Source organism: Hanstruepera neustonica (assembly GCF_002895005.1).
GTDB lineage: Bacteria > Bacteroidota > Bacteroidia > Flavobacteriales > Flavobacteriaceae > Hanstruepera > Hanstruepera neustonica.
On sequence record NZ_POWF01000003.1, the window covers coordinates 20708 to 39026 of the forward strand.

General features: G+C 33.0%; 15 protein-coding genes. All 15 read right to left on the reverse strand.

Features of this window, described 5'->3' with window-relative positions; genetic code table 11:
- Positions 1–78: 78 nt before the first annotated feature.
- The 15 genes from C1T31_RS07080 to C1T31_RS07150 all read right to left on the reverse strand — a co-directional run bounded on the left by C1T31_RS07080 (position 79) and on the right by C1T31_RS07150 (position 18311).
- A complete protein-coding gene (locus C1T31_RS07080) occupies positions 79–2412 on the reverse strand; it encodes a GumC family protein (RefSeq protein WP_165780082.1) in 2334 nt (777 codons plus the stop codon).
- 8 nt (positions 2413–2420) lie between these two features.
- Positions 2421–3182 carry a polysaccharide biosynthesis/export family protein gene (locus C1T31_RS07085; RefSeq protein WP_103051990.1) on the reverse strand — a complete coding sequence of 254 codons (762 nt, stop codon included), beginning with the start codon at positions 3180–3182 and terminating at the stop codon, positions 2421–2423.
- Between the two features lie 85 nt (positions 3183–3267).
- Positions 3268–4374 carry an MraY family glycosyltransferase gene (locus C1T31_RS07090; protein WP_103051799.1) on the reverse strand — a complete coding sequence of 369 codons (1107 nt, stop codon included), beginning with the start codon at positions 4372–4374 and terminating at the stop codon, positions 3268–3270.
- A 92-nt stretch (positions 4375–4466) separates the two neighbouring features.
- Positions 4467–5561, reverse strand: a complete 1095-nt coding sequence (wecB, locus tag C1T31_RS07095) for a non-hydrolyzing UDP-N-acetylglucosamine 2-epimerase (RefSeq protein ID WP_103051800.1) — start codon at positions 5559–5561, stop codon at positions 4467–4469.
- Positions 5562–5574: 13 nt separating this feature from the next.
- Positions 5575–6273 (reverse strand): WecB/TagA/CpsF family glycosyltransferase, encoded by a 699-nt coding sequence (locus tag C1T31_RS07100; protein WP_103051801.1) that lies wholly within the window; start codon positions 6271–6273, stop codon positions 5575–5577.
- Positions 6273–7481, reverse strand: coding sequence for a delta-aminolevulinic acid dehydratase (locus C1T31_RS07105; protein ID WP_243398904.1), 1209 nt, complete (start codon positions 7479–7481; stop codon positions 6273–6275). Before C1T31_RS07105 ends, C1T31_RS07100 begins: the two co-directional genes overlap by 1 nt.
- Complete coding sequence (locus C1T31_RS07110) at positions 7456–9594, reverse strand: Gfo/Idh/MocA family oxidoreductase (protein ID WP_103051803.1); 2139 nt, start codon at positions 9592–9594, stop codon at positions 7456–7458. The genes C1T31_RS07105 and C1T31_RS07110 overlap by 26 nt, the downstream gene beginning before the upstream one ends.
- A gap of 4 nt (positions 9595–9598) precedes the next feature.
- A complete protein-coding gene (locus tag C1T31_RS07115; protein ID WP_103051804.1) occupies positions 9599–10051 on the reverse strand; it encodes an acyltransferase in 453 nt (150 codons plus the stop codon).
- Entirely contained in the window at positions 10048–11214 is a 1167-nt protein-coding gene (locus C1T31_RS07120; RefSeq protein WP_165780083.1) for a glycosyltransferase family 4 protein, read from the reverse strand. The genes C1T31_RS07115 and C1T31_RS07120 overlap by 4 nt, the downstream gene beginning before the upstream one ends.
- The gene (locus C1T31_RS07125) at positions 11207–12301 is read right to left on the reverse strand and encodes a glycosyltransferase family 4 protein (protein WP_103051806.1); all 1095 of its coding nucleotides are present in this window, start codon (positions 12299–12301) and stop codon (positions 11207–11209) included. The genes C1T31_RS07120 and C1T31_RS07125 overlap by 8 nt, the downstream gene beginning before the upstream one ends.
- Complete coding sequence (locus C1T31_RS07130) at positions 12295–13566, reverse strand: O-antigen ligase family protein (RefSeq protein ID WP_165780084.1); 1272 nt, start codon at positions 13564–13566, stop codon at positions 12295–12297. The genes C1T31_RS07125 and C1T31_RS07130 overlap by 7 nt, the downstream gene beginning before the upstream one ends.
- A gap of 14 nt (positions 13567–13580) precedes the next feature.
- Positions 13581–15479, reverse strand: coding sequence for an asparagine synthase (glutamine-hydrolyzing) (asnB, locus tag C1T31_RS07135; protein ID WP_103051808.1), 1899 nt, complete (start codon positions 15477–15479; stop codon positions 13581–13583).
- Positions 15480–15485: 6 nt separating this feature from the next.
- Positions 15486–16502, reverse strand: coding sequence for a glycosyltransferase family protein (locus C1T31_RS07140; protein WP_103051809.1), 1017 nt, complete (start codon positions 16500–16502; stop codon positions 15486–15488).
- Positions 16502–17461, reverse strand: a complete 960-nt coding sequence (locus tag C1T31_RS07145) for a hypothetical protein (RefSeq protein WP_103051810.1) — start codon at positions 17459–17461, stop codon at positions 16502–16504. The genes C1T31_RS07140 and C1T31_RS07145 overlap by 1 nt, the downstream gene beginning before the upstream one ends.
- 7 nt (positions 17462–17468) lie before the next feature.
- Complete coding sequence (locus C1T31_RS07150) at positions 17469–18311, reverse strand: sulfotransferase domain-containing protein (protein WP_103051811.1); 843 nt, start codon at positions 18309–18311, stop codon at positions 17469–17471.
- Positions 18312–18319 lie beyond the last annotated feature (8 nt).

Below are 18319 nucleotides of genomic sequence, written 5' to 3' on the forward strand. Positions count from 1 at the left end.
GATAGATGTAATAGCTGTCGTAATAATCAACAAAACATTACAGTAAAGAGACAAAGTCCTATTTTTACTGTCAAAAAGTTAACTTTGATCACTATAGCCATAACCATATCCATAGTTATAGCCATAACCTCTTGATTTGCTAGCCCCAACACTATTGACCACGTAAGCCATATTTTTCAATTTACCTGACTCCACAAGTTCTTTTGAAAACTCTAATAAATTCTTTTCAGTAAAGTTGGCTTTAACTATGTACACATTGGTGTCGGCCAAATGTGAAATCAACATCGTGTCAGTAACTAAAATAGTTGGTGCGGTATCAACTATGATATAATCATATAGTTTTTTAGCTTCTTCAATCAACGAATCAAAACGACCGTTAGTTAGCAAATGTGCCGGATTAGGCGGTATTGAACCCGAAAGTAAAACATCATGTGTTTGATGATTTTTAAAACCTTTAATTAGCATGTCTTTCCAATCCAATTTAAAATCATGAAGGTAATTCGATAATCCAAGTGCATTCTTGTCTTTTGTTGAATAAGCATGTATTTGCGGATTTCTTAAATCAGCTCCTATCAATAGTACTTTTTTATTTAAACTAGATAATGCTAACGATAAATTGATACTCACATAAGTCTTACCCTCTCCTTTAATTGTTGAAGTACAAAAAATAACTTGACCAACATTATTATTGTTTTTTGGCAATACATACCTGACATTGGAACTCAAAATCCGAAAAGATTCAGCTAATATTGATCGGTCATTAGGGTTTTCAAAAATTAGACCATCTTTATCCTTAACTTCTGGAATTTGGCCTATAATCGGTACATTTTTAACAGCTTTCTCAACATCTCGCTTATCATGTACTTTAGTATCCAACATAAAAAATAAGTATAAAGAAGCAAAAGGTAACAACAACCCTCCTAAAATCGCTGCTGCGTAAACAATGTTTGGTTTTGGAGAAATTGGATTCGATCCTGATAGCGCATATTCAACAACCTTTATGGAAGGTTCAGTAATTTCGTAATTAATGGCAGCTTCTTCTCTCTTTTGAAATAAAAACAAGTATAGACTTTCTTTTATTTGCTGCTGTCTATCAATTTCTCGTAGTAATTTTTCCTGAAGAGGCAGCTGACTAACCTCACCTCTAAACTTGCGATCTCTAGCATCCAGTTGTTTCTTTGATGCTTGCAATTGACTTTTGTAAGAAACTAATGATTGATTGATATTATTTTTTAAGTCGGCGATAGTAGCATTCAATTGCTTAACCATAGGGTTGTTTACACCTCCACTGACTACATATTTATTGCGTTCCAATATAGCTGAATTATATTGCGATATCAACTCATTAATACCGCCACTTTCAATTCCAATATTTGAAGGTAATAACCCATCTGAAAAATCCTGGTCTTTCAATGCATCCTCAATCAAATCGGCTAAGGCCAGCTGACTTTCAATTCTAAAAACCTCCTCTTCGGATTTAGATCTCTTTTGAATACCTAGTTCAGCATCACTCGGTAAAAAAACTAGATTATTTCTTTGTTTAAACTCTTGTTTGTTATCTTCAATTGAATCGAGCTCAAATGCTAAATATTCAAACCGATCATCAATAAATCTTGTTGTCGTAAGAAATACTTCTCGCCTATCATCAATCCCATCCTGATTAAATGTCCCAACTAAAGAATCTAAAACCATTTCGGACCATTTTGGACTCTCTCCTTTAATAGTCAATTTCAGTAAATGGCTTTGATCACCTATAGCCTCCGTTTTTATTCTATTTTTTAAACTTAAAACTGTTGACTTAAGTGGTGTGAATTTAACAATATAGGTTTTACCGATTATGGCTTGCAAATCAGAAGTATCATATACTTTGATATCAAATGGTAATCTGTGTGACTTTAAATATGAATCATGATTTGGAAATGTTATTGATTTTTCTGTTTTCAAGTTTGTAATCTCAAACTTATCAGAATCCACATAAATCTCATATTGCATACTAGTGAGGATACTATCTACTTGTATTCTTTGTTTAAAAGAAAATGGCAACTCGGCCATTTGAGATGTTTGTATTTGACCTTCCTCAAAAAAAGTAGTATTAAGATTAAGTTTTTTAACAACATCTTCTATTATTCTGTAAGAATTTAATATTTCTATTTCATTCTCAAGATTGATATTGGACCGTTTGAAAATAAAAGCAGAAGACGGTAATTCTAATCCATCAGCTTCATCTAATATTTTAATTTTAGTAACTGTTTGATAAATTCTAGGAGAATACCTTAAATACAAATAAGCTCCAGACAGCGCAATAAAAATAGCTAAAGCAAACCAAGGCCAATACCTTAAATACCTTTTGATTTCATGTTTAAAGTCGACATTATCATCCTCTTGACCAAAATATGGGTTATTTGAATTCATCTCCATAATTAACGACTTAATAAAATAACAATACTTAAAACAACAGTGGTAACAGCTAACAATGTACCAACGTCTCCAATAAAACCTGCAGTTTTAACTTTGGGGTTGTTTTGATTAACCACAATCACATCATTAGGCTTTACATAGTAAAAAGGGCTATTCAACAATTCAGCTGAAGTTAAGTTTAAATGGGTTATTTTACGAACACCATCTATTTCACGAACCACTAATACGTCTTCTCTAACACCTTTAATCGTCAAATCACCAGCATAGCCTAGAGCTTGAAAAATAGAAATACTTTCTTCTGAAAACGAATAAGTACCAGGATTTTTAACCTCCCCCAATACAGTTACTTTTGCATTTAAAATTCTTACACTTACCGTTGGATCCACCAAATGCCCACCTTCCTTTAGCCTGTCTTTTAAATACATTTCCAATTGGGCTGTAGTCATATTTTCAACTGTTATCTCTCCTAAAACAGGAAAAATTATCTTTTTCTCTTTAGAAACAAGGTAACCTTCCAACTTTAACAAGTCTATTGAATTTTGTGGAGCATTATCACCTAACTTTCGGTTATAAGGTATTGCTGTTTCAGGCACTAAAGCACCTACGCTTATGTTCAATATATCATTTGGTTGAATTGTAATACTGCTATAATCTATAATAGTATTATTGGCATCATCTGCATTTTGCAAATACAAGATTTCTTTCTTAGAAACACAAGATGAAAGCGCTAACAACAAAACAATTCCCAATAATTTAATTCTCATACTGTCTGCATTTAAAAACAAATATAAGCGCATTTGAATCAACCGCAAAGGCTTTAATTGATTTAGAAACATAAGTAATATAAAATCAAGTCCCAATTTCAGCTTTTAATTTTCCTCGCAGTAAAACAAACGGTAAAACATACAATAGGCTTCCATAAAAAAGGAGTAAAGCAATTTGAGTGTTTAAATTTAAATGAAGTAAATTGAATGCAATTCCAATTATGGCAACATTAATCACAATAATAATAGTTGTGGTCATAACATGACTGAATCCCATATTCAATAAACAATGGTGTATGTGTTTTTTGTCTGGCTTAAACGGATTGCTTTTTAAAATTAACAACCTTACCAATACAACTCTCAAAGTGTCTATAAGAGGAAAAAATAAAATGGCTATTGCCAAAGCTGGCGATGCTTTGTGGTATTGTGAATTGACATTTAATTGCGCTTCAGAAATGAAACTAATTGTAAAAAAAGCCAATAGAAATCCAACTATCATTGAACCCGTATCTCCCATGAAGAGCTTGTTCTTATTTGAAAAGTTCAATCTTAAAAATGCTATTAATGCACCCATCAAAGCTATCGCAATTGTTGCCAAACTAATCATATCTGCTTTTATAAATAAAATAGAAAAAACAGCACTTGCAAAAAAAGCGAATGCCCCAGCTAATCCATCTACACCATCAATTAAATTATAGGCGTTTATTATTAAGATGTAAACGAACAAAGTGAATCCAATAGACACCCAGTAAGGCAAAGTTTCTACGTCCAATATTTTTGAAAAACCAATTATTCTAGTATCTGTAAAAACTATTAAAAGTAATGCGGCAAATAGTTGTCCCATGAATTTTTTTCTAGCAGAAAGAACGGTTAAATCATCCTTGAGGCCTAAAAAAAATAAAATGGTTATAGCTCCCATAACCAAAAGCAAAACTTTAGTATTCAAGAATGCTCCAGTGATTGTCATAACAACAACCAGACTTATAAAAATACCGATGCCTCCCAACGTAGGAACTTTATAAGAGTGTGTACTTCTGTCATCAGGTTCATCTAATAAATGCTTCTCTTTGGCAACATACAAAATTGTAGGAAACGTATTGTATGCAATAAAAAAAGCCATAATAAACGCCGAAATCAACCAGACAATTATATGTTCTTCAGGATTGAATATATTAATTAAAGATTCTATCATTAGGGCACTCTTTTGTGATGGTTAATACAAATATCCGTCAATTAATTGAACTATACACGAATTTGGACATCAATATTATCTTTAGGCAAAAACTATTGACTAAAACCTATGAGAGTATCAACAATTCGTTGAGAAGTTTTCCCATCCCACAATGGTATATTTTGAGCTTGTTTCCAAGACCCTGAAAACAATTTATCTAAATAGGTCTTCATGTTTTTGGGGTTTGTTCCTACCAATTCATTAGTACCTAGTGTCATCGTCTCTGGACGTTCTGTATTATTCCTTAAAGTCATACATGGCACATTCATAATTGATGCCTCTTCGGTAATGCCTCCTGAATCCGTAATGACTGCTTTCGCATTTTGAACGAGATAATTAAATTCAAGGTAGCTTAAGGGATTGATTGTATGAAGACGATTATGATTAATACTTAATTTATCAAGAATTTTTGCTGTTCTTGGGTGTACCGGAAAAACAATAGGCGTGTTTTGAGTATTTAACATGATCTCATCAATCATTGACTTTAATTGATTTTCTTCATCAACATTGGCCGGACGATGCAAAGTCATGACAATATACCCCTTTGGCTTTAATGACAATTCATTCCAGACTAAAGGTTTTTTGAAATTTGGCATTTGTTTCATAAGAGTATCAATCATGGTATTACCCACAAAAAATATTTGATGGTCTTGTACACCACTCTTCTTAAGATAATCATTTGCCGTTTCTGAAGTTGTAAAAAAATAATTAGTAATACTGTCCGTTACTAATCTGTTAATTTCTTCAGGCATAGTCCAATCGTTAGATCGAATTCCTCCTTCTACATGAGCCACTTTTGTATGTAGTTTTTGGGCTACCAAAGCACAAGCCATTGTAGATGTCACATCTCCTACTACTAAAACTAAATCTGAAGGATTTTCCATCAAATCTTTTTCAAAAGCAACCATAATATTTGCTGTTTGTTCAGCTTGGGTTCCGCCACTACATTCTAAATTAACATGTGGCTCTGGAATTTGCAACTGCTCGAAAAAATCGCCAGACATGTTTTTATCATAATGTTGTCCTGTATGGACCAATCTAAAATCAATATCCTTTCCTTGTTGCTTTGCTTTATCGATTTCATGAATAATTGGTGCTATTTTCATGAAATTTGGTCTTGCACCAGCAATAATGGTTATTTTGTACATAAAAGAAAATGTTTTAGTATCTATTCAAATGCAAATTAACAAAGAATTTCACCAAATGTATTTGCCTTTTTATTCTCGAGGGTTGATTTATTAATCGATAAGTCCATTCTAAATTGTTTTTTACCCACCATTCAGGAGCTCGCTTGACATTACCCGTGTAAACATCAAAACTTCCTCCTAATCCTTGATATACTGCTTGATGCTCTTTTTGCATTTGTTCCATAAGTAATTCCTGTTTAGGTGATCCCATGGCAACAAAAACAATATCTGGTTTATGTTTTAGAATGTCAGCAATCAAATCAGTTTCTTCAACTTCCGTTTTCAAGTAGCCATTTCTAAAATTACAGATGTTTATACCCGTGAAATCTTCCTTTAACTTTTCAACTGTTTCTTCAATAACTTCCTGTTTTCCTCCAACAAGATAAAATGATTTTTCTTTGTAAAACCTTTGAACAATATCCAACCATAATTCACAGCCAGGAATTTTTACAACGGATTGATGACCTTTTTTCTTTAAGGCCCAAACAGCTCCAATACCATCAGGATATCCTAAATTTCTATTAATGAGATTGCGACTTTCATCAGTTGCATGTAATATTTTTTCTGCATTTACTGCTATCATGATACTTTTATGTAGCATTGCATAATCCATTAACTCCTTGCGTGAATTAGGAGCATAGGTTTTTATTCCGTTAAGTTGTTCAGCAATCATCAGATAGATTTGGTTTCTAGATTATAATGCGCCATAGCATTAAACATAAAAGCATTGCTCCAACGCATGTAAGGAATTTTAGAACTCAATCCTTGTTTTAACTGATAGTAAAAGTAACCTTTTTTATGCTGCATGTTGTCTATAGTCCAATTCAGTACCTTTTCTAAAAGACCTTGATAAGTTTTAAAAACATCTAGTTTAGAGCAGGTTACTATTATTTGAGCCGGGCAATGAATATCAATAGGATAAGTTTTATTATGGTAATATTTGGGCATGCCACTATCTTCAAAAAAATGTTTGACGTAAAAATCCATGCCTTTTTTAATATAATCTTGAAAAGAATTATCTCCTGTGTTTTTCTGATAGGTTTCTATGGCATCTAAATTGAAACCCGTATGGAAACTATCAATCCAAGATTGGATAGGCAATAAACCATATATCCAAGAACCATCTTCCTCTTGTAATTCACATGCGGCAAGCACAGCTTGTTTGGCTAATTTTAGATGCGCTTCGTTTTGGTTATACTTATATGAATAACTTAAAATTTTAGCTCCCAAAAGCGAGGCATTGATAACCGTATTGTTACCAACCTTCACGCTATAAGAAAACAAAAAGCCGCTTCTTTGAGGGGTTCTCGACAAATCATTGGTTACAAAATCTGCAGCCGTTAAAGCCTGTTTTAAAACTGTTTCATTTTTAGTGATTTCATAACTCTCCAAAAGAGCCTCTACACAAAAAGCAGTAGCCACAACGGTTGGTGTATGTTTTTTGAACAAAAACAAGCGTCTGGCCTGCCAATCAAAATTATAACCCCAACAAACTCCAGAATAGCCTTCAGATTTCATACTTAAAAGTAATTCTGTCAATTCATTGATATGCTTTAAAATAGAAGTAGTGGAGCCATAAGTTTCATCACCTTTTAAAGATGCTTTGAACAATTTACAATAGCCTAATAAAAACAAAGCCACGCCTTTAGCATTGTGCTCTTTGGGTACCAGTAACAAATTCCTGAAATTTATTGGACTTCTTTTAAATCCTTGAATCCAAGCCAATCGAGCTAAATCCCAATGCTTAAATGGCAAAGCTTGGAATACTTTGGAATTTAAACCGTCATAAGGATCCCAGCCTTTAAAACCCTCCTTTTCACAATAGGTTTTTAATCTTAAAAAACTGTCTTGAAATTTAGATGTCAATCTGCTCTCCTCCACGCTTTATAGATTCAACAATTGCAAAACATGTTTTGGATACAGCCACCACTTCATCAAAAGAAATTGGCGCTTTTCCATCTTTTAGCAAACCATCAACATAAGCTTTTACCATTTCTTTTTGACCTTTATTCTGATTCAATAGTTTTTTCTTTTTGGGCTTTCCTTTTCCATACACTTTCAGCTCCTTAAAGTCATGGATAATCCCTGAAAAACCAGCTGAAAAAACCTCAATATATTCTTTAGTCAATGATTTTGATCCATTTGAATAATAAGCAATTACACCTGATGAACCGTTTTTGAATTGAATCAACACATTAAGTGTGTCGTTTAACTGATTCGCATCTGGTATTGCTGTGGCCGAAACCTTAATCGGCAAGCTTCCATTCATGTAAGTTAAGTAGTCAACAAAGTGACAAACTTCTCCATGAATTCGGCCACCACCAATTTCCATATCTTGTATCCAATTATCCTTTGGAATAGCACCTGCATTAATTCGGTAAATCATGGATACTGGATTGTTGCCCAAAGATTTTTTTAGCTTTTTAGTTAAAGGTGAAAAGCGTCTGTTGAAACCAATCATGACTGATTTGCCAGATACTTCTTTCAATTCAATGATTTTTTCTAATTCCTCCTCTTTTAAACACAAAGGCTTTTCAACAAACACATGCTTATTAGCTTGCAAGGATTTTATAGTATACGGTCCATGAGAATCATGACGCGTTGCAATAAAAACCGTATTGGTATTTTCGTTTAAAATATCGTTTTCTTCACTAGCGCAAAACTGAAACTTAAATTTTTCAGCAACCCGTTTAGAGGTTGTTCCTGTATTAGTTAAAACACCAACTTTAGTAACCTCTGAATGCTCTGGAATGTTTGGCAATAAATTACCTTGAGCGTAACTACCAGCTCCAATAAATGAAATATTGACTTTCCCTAATGCTTCGGAATCTGAAGTCTTAACGGAAGCTTTTGATGGTTCTTTGGCAGTATCATATTTTAGTGCAATACCAGTAAAAGGTTCTGACTTTTCAACCACCAAATCAAAAGCCTGTTTGGCATTGTCGAAATCAAATTCGTGGGTGGTCAAATAGTCAATATTGATTTTATTTGTGATTAAAAGCGATTGGAAGGCTTCCATATTGCGCTTTTCAGTCCATCTCACGTACGCTACAGGATAATCAATCCCTTTTTCTTCATAGTTCAAATCGTAACGACCAGGCCCATAAGAACAGGCCATTTTAAGCTCCAACTCTTTTCTATACCAAAACGGATCCCGATCAAATCCCGTAGGAACAGCACCTAAAACAACCACCTTGCCTTTTTTTCGAGCTATCGCTCCTGCAAAATTTATGGGATCTAAACTAGAAGTTGCGGCAGCAATAATAACCGCATCAGCGCCAATACCATTAGTGGCATTCAAAATTTGCTCTTCAATACCAGCCGCATTTCGAACAAGTCCAATATCCACAGCGTTGTTTTCAATGGCTTGATTCACTGCTGATTCAGCTACATCAACTCCTATAACTGTTACACCTGATGCTTTTAGTATTAAAGCGGCTAATTGTCCTAATAAGCCCAAGCCTATTACAACACATGATTCTCCCAATCTTAAATCAGCTTGTCTGATGCCTTGCATGGAAATCGCTCCAAGTGTATTGTAGGCGGCGTTTTTCAAATTTGTGGTTTCATCAAGTTTTACACACAGATTAACTGGCACTGAAACAATTTCCGCATGATTGGCATAGCCAGCACCTGCACAGGCCACCCTATCACCTACTTCAAATTCAGTAACACCTTCCCCTACTTCAATGACCTCACCAGCGCAACTGTACCCTAAAGGTGAATAGGCATCCAGTTTTTTCATAACAGCCCTATAGGTTTGAATTGGGCCTTGCTTTTTTAAAGTATCAATCACCTGATTAACCTGTTGTGGTCTCTCTTTAGCTTTTCCAATAAGGCTTTTTCTTGCCGCTTGCACTGTAGATCCTTCTGTTCCAGCGCTAATTATTGAGTAATGATTTTTAACAATCACCATTCCTTTTCCTAATTGAGGATAAGGTACTTCTTGAATAACCATATCGCCCGAACCGAGCTTTTGAGTGAGTTGTTGCATGTATTTATAACTTATGAACCTTTGGTAAAGGTTTATAGGGTTTTTGGATTTCTTTTATTATTTTAATTGGGTTACCAACTGCTACCACACCTTCTGGGACATCTTTATTTACCACTGAACCAGCACCTATAATGCTATGGCTTCCTATTGTAACGTTTCTCATAACAACCGTATTTACACCAATAAAAACATGGTCACCAATTGTAACATATCCTGATCCATCATCTTGATCATCCAACACATGAGCTGCACCATCATGGGACAATATATAACATCCATGTGTTATCAAACAATGGTCACCGATGGTTATTTTACCTCGTCTTACATCTATCTTCGCCCCTAAACTAATCATAGTATTTTTTCCAATTTTGGCACCAGATGCTCTTAAAAATGTCAGTTGAAAGAACCGTAAAATATTACCCAAAAGATGTATCGCTAAACGAACAATTTTTTTCATTTTGGAATCGTACTATTTATAATATTCTTAAAATCATCAACTATTTTTTCTACCGAAAAATCATTGACAACATATTCTCTATTTTCTAATCCCATATTTTTAAGCTGGTCAGGATTAGCCAGCATATTTGTTAAGACATTTTGCATTTCATTGATGTTTCCTGGATCAAAAACGTGTCCGTTTATTCTATCTTTAAGAACTTCTCTGTGCGCTCCAACAGGCGTATAGGCCAATGGTTTTCCAACAGCCATGGCTTCCAATAGCGACCTTGAAAAACCTTCTGAATAAGACGCTGTCAAAAATATTTCAGAAGATTTTAGATGTCTTAATTTATCCTCGCCTTCAATAATTCCCAAATTTACGTAGTTGTTTTTGAATGCCGAGTCCAGAATGCGTTTTTCTTCAACAAAAGGATCTTCATAAATTATTTTCTCACCAGTAACCTGATTATAAAAAACACCTCGCTCACCTTTGCGCATATTACCAGCAAAATAAAACTTTGCTTCTGAGAATACTTTACAAACTTCAGGAATAGCTTTTAAAATATCTGTATAGCCTTTAGCTTTAGTCATATGACCAATAACTAGAATTTTACCTTTTTCAACTGGATAATTTTCGTCGTATTTAAATTCATTAATGTCCATTGCCTGATAAAGCACTGCAACTTTCTCTTCGGAAATGAAAGGACTAAACTGATCTTTCAGGTATTTAGCCTGCACTATTGCTTTGTCAACATGTTTGAGAGCAAAAGCTATTAGCTTTTTGGCTATAGCACTAAACTCGTTAAAATTTAATTTAAAATGGCTACCCCGAAGATGGATGATTATTTTAGCACCGAAAAGTTTACTCAACAAAATAGTCCATACATCTCTACCTAACCAACCAATTTGGGTTGGTGTTACAGGATAATAGACACATTTAGGTCTATTTAAAACCAAATGTTTTAAAAGCTTAAAAAAAAACAAAAAAAACTGTGTAACCATTGACAGTCCAAACTTTCCCTTTTTTGTATTGTCGGTTCTAAAGTTGGTTTTTAAAAAAGATATTTCGAATGAGTTATTAAGAGATTTTGATTCCAGAAATTGCTGCATACTCAATTCGGGACCTGAATACGGAGGCGGTGTTGGACCAATAAATAATATTTTAGGTCTTGACTTACTCATGCAGTAAACTACTTTTAACTTGTTTGACCCAATTTTCAACAGAAAGCTCTTCTCCTTTTTGTTTGGCATTTATACAAAATTGCTCAAGCTTGACTCGGTCAAAAATAAGTTCATTAATTATCTGAATGTCTTTATCTAAAATTCCTTCTAAAATATAGCCGTTTTTACCATGGATCAAGTAATCTAATTCAGGGCCATGCTTTTCAGCCTTCATGGTCAAGTATGGCCTTCCATATGCAAAAGCATGGTTAATTGATAATCCAGAAAGTCCAGGAACAAAAACCATGGAGCATCTCTGCATTATAGGAGCAATTTTATCTTCTTCGACTAAAGTACCATGCCACAGAATATCTCTATCTTTTACGACACTATCCTCAACAATATTTCTTTCAGGACCATCTCCTATTATTTCCAATTTTAAATTACTGTGCTGTTTTTTGAGTTCCTTGTAATAAGTAAATAAATCGGTCACACGTTTTGATGAAATTAAACGTCCAATAAATAATATTATGGGATGCCCTTCTGGTGGCATTTGAAAACTATAATATTTGTCCACTTCAGAGCTGTCTATGGTATTGTTAGCCCAAAATGCTTTTTCAGATTTGATTAGTCCTTTTCTTATAGCATTTTGACAGGCACTTTCAGAATAAAATACGACTCGATCAAGTTTATGGTAATAGTATTTTGTAAGCATCTTATCTGTAATAGACAAAAACTTGTTCCCTGATTTAAGTGCCTCGTGATTGTAAGAAAATATTTTAAATGTGCTCGTCTTTTTTCTTTTAGTTAATATGAAATGAAAAAGTGATAAGTTTTTCTTTTCAGCGGGTAACATAATCCAATCGAATTGGTCACAAATGACATCGATCTCATGCTTCACTTTTATAGATCTTCCAAATTGTTTTTTAGGCACATCTACCTTCATTAGGGTGAAGCCCCATTCTTGATCTAACTCTTTATCCCCATATCTTTCCCTTCCCGAACCTGACAAAACAGTTAATTGAATATCAGAGTCAGAAGACAAGTGATTTAGAAAACGAGCCTTGTAATGATTAAAATTTGGTGATAACCACAATATATTTAGCATAGATTTCTTTTGTTCGTTTGAGAAATTATAGCAACAATAAAATACATCATTGCTCCAGATGCTAACATTGGCAATGAACTAATCCCATACAAAATTAGTACCAATACAGTTGCCAACATCAGATACTTCAATTGTGTTATTTTAACTTTAATAGCATTCTTTATTAGGTAAATCAAAAATGTAAGATAACAAATAGCACCAACGATTCCAGTTGAGAAAAATAACCTCACATAATCACTATGCATACCACCACTCATCATTACACGTGATTTTAAATGCTGTGCAAAACCAGCACCAAGCCATTGTGAAATCACATTAAAACTCTCCCATATCGCGAAATACCTTTCCCAAATCCAAACCCTACCATTTAAGGCGGCGCTATCACGAGCATCACCCTCGTAGACTTGAATATCTTTGGCAAATAATTCATTGAATATTTCGATATAAAAATAAGCACCTACCCCAATCATTATTATCACAAAGCTTATTAATTGGTAAGGTGCTACCTTTTTTCTTACAAAATAAACAAAGGTTAAAACTAAAGTTAACGAAACAGCCCAAGATGCTTGATGCCTTAAATTATAGATACCTACAAGTGTTATTAAGAGTATTATAAGGAAGCCAAATTGTTTAAAAAAGAAGGATTTTTTCTTCCGATCAAGATATTTTATGAAAAAATAACAATAGCATATAAATCCGCATATTAAATGACTCATATAACCAAATAAATCCGCATAAAAACCACTTAAACGAAGTCCGCCACCTCTAGATTCAGTATTGTATACTTCACGAATAGGATCGAACAATATTTCATAATACAAGGTTGCAATTGGAAAAATAGATGCAACTAGAAATGTTATTAAAAACCCTTCAATATCAATTAACGAATTGATATTTTTTCTAAAATAGAAGAATAGAACAAAAGGCAACATCGTTCTAATAGTATCTCCAAATTGCGCTATGGATTGCTCAAATGTTAATACAAGTAGTAAATTAAAAAATAGCAGAAACAAAAAGATATAAAAGGTGGCAATTAATTTTTTCGTTTTTATTCGTTTTTGCATATTAGACATAATTGCAAAACCAAAAACTAATAGTCCCAAAACCTGTAATGGCGAAAATCCTGAAGATTTTTTCATTTCCCATGTTGCTGCAAAAAAGGGAAACACTAATATAACCAGCAGCATCCACTTAAGGTTAAGTGGTCTTGATTTAAACCATTGCTTATATAGCCGTTTATTCCAAATTAAGTTATTTGCTTCCAAAACCATGTTTTAGATTAAAACCACTTTTTAAACCAATTCATTAAGAAATAAATAGTCCAAACATTATTGGTATATTGCTGATTACCATCCTTTAGCAGTTGCAATTGATTATTTACTTCATCCAAATTAAATAAATTCGTTTCCTTATTAAACAGAGTAATATCACTTTTTACACCATTATATATGGTTTCACTTGCCCATTCTCTAATAGGCAGATTGAATCCCATTTTTTTTCTATATAAAATATCGTCTGGCAAGATTCTTTCTAATGCCTTTTTTAGTATATATTTATTAACCCTATTCTTAATTTTATAGGCTCCGGGAATAGACAATGCAAGTTGCACCATTTCATGATTCAGAAATGGACTTCTAGCTTCTATTGAATTTGCCATCCCAAGTCTATCTGCTCTAAACAAAAACTTTTCTGTTATAGCTTGTCTATAGCCAGAATAGCATAGCCAGTTCACGAAATCATAAGGATGACCATCTAAAAAATTCAAATAATCTTGTTTCAGTTCCTTGACGTAAAAATATGAAGAATGCCCCTCAATTTGCTGTTTAAAATTGTCCGACAATAATTTATTTTTAACATGCTCTTTCATACCACCAGCACCAGGCCAATAAAAGTCCTGATGTTTAAGCAAACGGTTAGTCATTTCGGACCATGGACTATCTGGTTTAATTATTTCAACAGCTTTATTTACAACGCTTTTTAAAACTCTTGGCGCTTTTTTTCCCATCCGATAATAACAATAGCTATTGACATACCGCTGATAATTTGAATAGCCACTAAATAATTCGTCAGGACCATCGCCATTTAAAACAACTTTGATGTCATTTTCTTTAGCCAGTTTTGAAATAAAATATATAGGGATGGCAGTTGGATCTGCTTGTGGCTCATCATAGATATCAGTGATTTTAGGTATGAAATCCAACAAATCTTGAGGTGTGACAGTTTTTACAAAGTGATTGGTATGATAGCGATGCGCAATTTGCTCGGCATAGTGAAGCTCATTATAATCTGGTTGTCCCTCAAAACCTATCGTAAATGTTTTTATTTCATTTTTGGTATTTTCACGCATTAGAGCAACTATAGCCGAAGAATCTACACCTCCACTTAAAAAAGCACCAACTGGAACATCCGAGATCATTCTTAATTTAACAGATTCATCTAATTTGTTATAAACCAAATCCGTTAACTCATTTTCAGTTGAGAAATTAAGCTCTTTAAATTTTAAATCATTAAAGGAACCATAGTCTACAATACCATTATTATCGACTACCATATAATGTCCTGGTTTAAATTTTGATATACCTTGGAACATTGTATTTGGTGTTGAAACAGTATTAAAAGTTAAAAAATCGTATAATACCTTATTATCAATTTCCTTTCTTACATACGGTAACTCGAAAAGGGCCTTTAATTCAGATGAAAATGTAAAACCATTATTCATCTCTGTATAATACAAGGGCTTCTTACCAGAACGGTCTCGTGCTAAAATTAACTGCTCTTTTTTGGCATCCCAGAGTCCAAAGGCGAACATACCGTTCAGATATTTTAGCATTTCCAGACCAAACTTTCGGTATAGTTTTAAAATAGTTTCAGTATCTGAATGTGAATCAAATTTCTCATCTCGTAAAAATTGATCATTCAGAATTTTATAATTAAATATTTCACCATTATAGACAATTACATTACCTGTGCTTTTCTCAATCATGGGTTGATGTCCAGCATCTGATAAATCTAAAATACTTAATCTGGTTTGACCCAAGGCTAAATTCCCGTTCTCATGTGACCATGTGCCATTATCATCAGGTCCTCTATGTACCAACTTTTTATTCATGGTAACTATAGCAGATTTCAAATCTAGCCCATCAGATTTTCGAACAAAAACACCGTTTATACCGCACATAATCTATTAGAGTTTTGGTTTGATTTGATCAATGACATCAAGCCATTCTCTTTTAAAATATTCAGAATCAAATTGTTTAACATAACTATATCCTATGACACCTAATTCATCTTTGTGATTTAAACCATTTTCAATTGCCATATTTAAGTTGGTTAAATCATGAACAATTTTTTGACCAGAATTCTGCAATAATTCCATCATTCCTCCAGAGCCTGAACCAATAACTGGAGTTTTCATTAAAAGGGCTTCATGAGCAATCCTGTTCCACCCCTCTGGCATGGTTGACATAGCTAACACAATATCAGCAACATCTAACAGAATTGGAAATTCATGCCTTGATAGAAAAACAGACTTATACTTATTTGAACTCGAATCATTTTTTCCTGTAGCTATTAAATTATACTTCTCAACATTAATAAACTCCATAACCTTTTCTACCCCCTTACCTTTACCAAGTTTACCTAAATAAATAGTTGGTTTGGCAGGATCTAATTGCAGTTTTTCTTTTAATTGATTACGCTGTTCTTCACTAATCCGGAATTCATCCAAATTATATGAATTATAAATAATCTGACTCTTTTTTACGCCTAATTCATCTACGTAGTCCTTCCAATATTTTGAAACGACTATTACCAAATCAACTTTCTTTAAATGTTGTTTTAATCGCTTTAAAAATAGCTTCCCAAATATTGACTTTTGAGCAATGGATTCATCTATATGATGAATCATAGCTATATTATACTTGTCATAGTTAAGTTTATTACAAGCCAAGACAAATGGATCTACTACGCAAATATCCGATTGAATAGTTTTCACATGATTCTTGTAAAGATACTTTATAATGTTTTCGGTTTTTACAAAATGAAAATTTACAGAAACAGGGTATTTAGTAATAATAGATTTAATAGCATCGATTTCATATAGTGTTCCACCTGTAAATGCTGTCGTTCTATCACCTTCAAAATAGGCTTTCATAGCATTTGACTTGGTAAGCCATTCTATTTTTAAACCTTTTTCTGACATTACTTATAAACCTTTAAACTTGAAGTTAATGTCATAAAAAATGGTAAGTGGTTTTTATTATAACTATCTACCGTTTCAGCATATTTAAAATACGAACTTATAATTTCAGGAGGATTTACATTCAAAGGAACCTGAAAGGTAAATTGATTCATTCGGTTTAAGGCCTTAAAATATTTTTTATCCAACAAATTAAAAAAGTCAGGCCATATTAAACCTCTTCTATTATACCCCAACGCATTATCATTTTGAATTTCGATATTTGGTGCTATTTTAAATTGTAATGCTGGACTAAACATCTTTTGTTTATCAAACAATTTCACTAAAAAAGATTCGTAACTAATAAAAAATTGTTTGAACCAACTAATAACAGTATCGCTAGGTATAGTTTCATGGAACCAGTTATTTCTTAATTCTATTCCTTCTTGAACCATTTCAAGCAGTGCTTTTGGCTCAATATTTAAAAATTCAAAATCATATGGCAATGCCTTAATATGCAAGAATAGAGATCGCAGTTTTATAGTATTATAGCTTTTTTGAATAGCCAAGTTTATGTACATTTTAAATAAAAACTCCAAGGCAATTTGTTCTTTAAGCTCTTTTTGTAAATAATCCGGTGTAGGATTACTCAAATCCAGTTCTTCACCGTACAAATGTCTGAAATTGTGAAAAAAAGTAAATTTTAAACAAGCGCTAAAATGAGATTTAGAGGCGCCGTACAATCCATGCGTAAACAAATAATTAGCGACTGCAGAATTAGCAATTCTTGGATTCTCTTCAAATTTAAAATTATCTTTAAAAACAACGACTAAATCAATATCCGAAATTCCTGGTGTAGAAAGTCCTCCAATTTGATATATAGACAAAACTCCTTCAGATTTTGATAAATAATTGACTTGATTGTTTATCGCCTCATGGTAGGCAGCTTCATTATACTTATTTGGAATATCTATAATCTTCATAAAACTATCAGTAATTATATTTTTTTAATACATCAGAAAAATGGTTATCAAAATAAGCCTTGTTTTGAGGTGAAAAGTAACGTTCCCATTTTTTTGTTTGCACTGATGAAATATGTGGATTATTTTCTATTTCTTTTTTACTCATTTTGCTCAAATCTTCCTTATTAGCAATTGATTTTGCAAAATTCAATTGATTTGGTGTCAGTTTGCAAAAATCAAGAATCTGGATCATTACCGCTTCGTAATCAGACATTAAATCTTCGAATTTTAATTCAAGACAATTTGTTTTATCAAAATCCCATTTCAACATATCTTCTATGGTCCATTTACCATAGTGATTCATTTCAAAGTGAATTCCATCTTCTTGATTCAATGAATTTATATATTCTTGATATGATTTTCCATTTAAACTCTTTAAGTATGCAATTTTCCAGTCTTCTGACCTATACATTTGTGAATTGGGTACTTGAGGATATTCAATAGGTTTGTTTGTCTGAAAATTTTTATTAATACACCATTCCTCAATAGTCCTTTTATGATATAAATAACCAGAAACAATGATATCCCTTGGATCTCTGACCACATGAATACCTATATACTCTTTGGGCAATTTATCGTAATTGACCTGTGAATGAAGAAAAAACAAAACATCGACATCAGGAATGGTATCTACATGGCCAGGAATACTTTTGAACGTCCAACCATATTTCAAACTTAATTCTAAAAAAATCTTCCCTAAAAGTTTTGTGCCACATTTATGGTATCCAAAAATAAAAATAGGCACCTCTCTTCTTGATTTAAAAAGTCGTTTTAAGAGATGATATTTAAGTAATTTGAGATTTTTATTCATAAAACATT

Bases quoted from the DNA above. Each gene is read 5' to 3' on its own strand.
- C1T31_RS07080 (WP_165780082.1), bottom strand. From the start codon at position 2,412: ATGAATTCAAATAACCCATATTTTGGTCAAGAGGATGATAATGTCGAC.
- C1T31_RS07085 (WP_103051990.1), bottom strand. From the start codon at position 3,182: ATGAGAATTAAATTATTGGGAATTGTTTTGTTGTTAGCGCTTTCATCT.
- C1T31_RS07090 (WP_103051799.1), bottom strand. From the start codon at position 4,374: ATGATAGAATCTTTAATTAATATATTCAATCCTGAAGAACATATAATT.
- wecB (WP_103051800.1), bottom strand. From the start codon at position 5,561: ATGTACAAAATAACCATTATTGCTGGTGCAAGACCAAATTTCATGAAA.
- C1T31_RS07100 (WP_103051801.1), bottom strand. From the start codon at position 6,273: ATGATTGCTGAACAACTTAACGGAATAAAAACCTATGCTCCTAATTCA.
- C1T31_RS07110 (WP_103051803.1), bottom strand. From the start codon at position 9,594: ATGCAACAACTCACTCAAAAGCTCGGTTCGGGCGATATGGTTATTCAA.
- C1T31_RS07115 (WP_103051804.1), bottom strand. From the start codon at position 10,051: ATGAAAAAAATTGTTCGTTTAGCGATACATCTTTTGGGTAATATTTTA.
- C1T31_RS07120 (WP_165780083.1), bottom strand. From the start codon at position 11,214: ATGAGTAAGTCAAGACCTAAAATATTATTTATTGGTCCAACACCGCCT.
- C1T31_RS07125 (WP_103051806.1), bottom strand. From the start codon at position 12,301: ATGCTAAATATATTGTGGTTATCACCAAATTTTAATCATTACAAGGCT.
- asnB (WP_103051808.1), bottom strand. From the start codon at position 15,479: ATGTGCGGTATAAACGGTGTTTTTGTTCGAAAATCTGATGGGCTAGAT.
- C1T31_RS07140 (WP_103051809.1), bottom strand. From the start codon at position 16,502: ATGTCAGAAAAAGGTTTAAAAATAGAATGGCTTACCAAGTCAAATGCT.
- C1T31_RS07145 (WP_103051810.1), bottom strand. From the start codon at position 17,461: ATGAAGATTATAGATATTCCAAATAAGTATAATGAAGCTGCCTACCAT.
- C1T31_RS07150 (WP_103051811.1), bottom strand. From the start codon at position 18,311: ATGAATAAAAATCTCAAATTACTTAAATATCATCTCTTAAAACGACTT.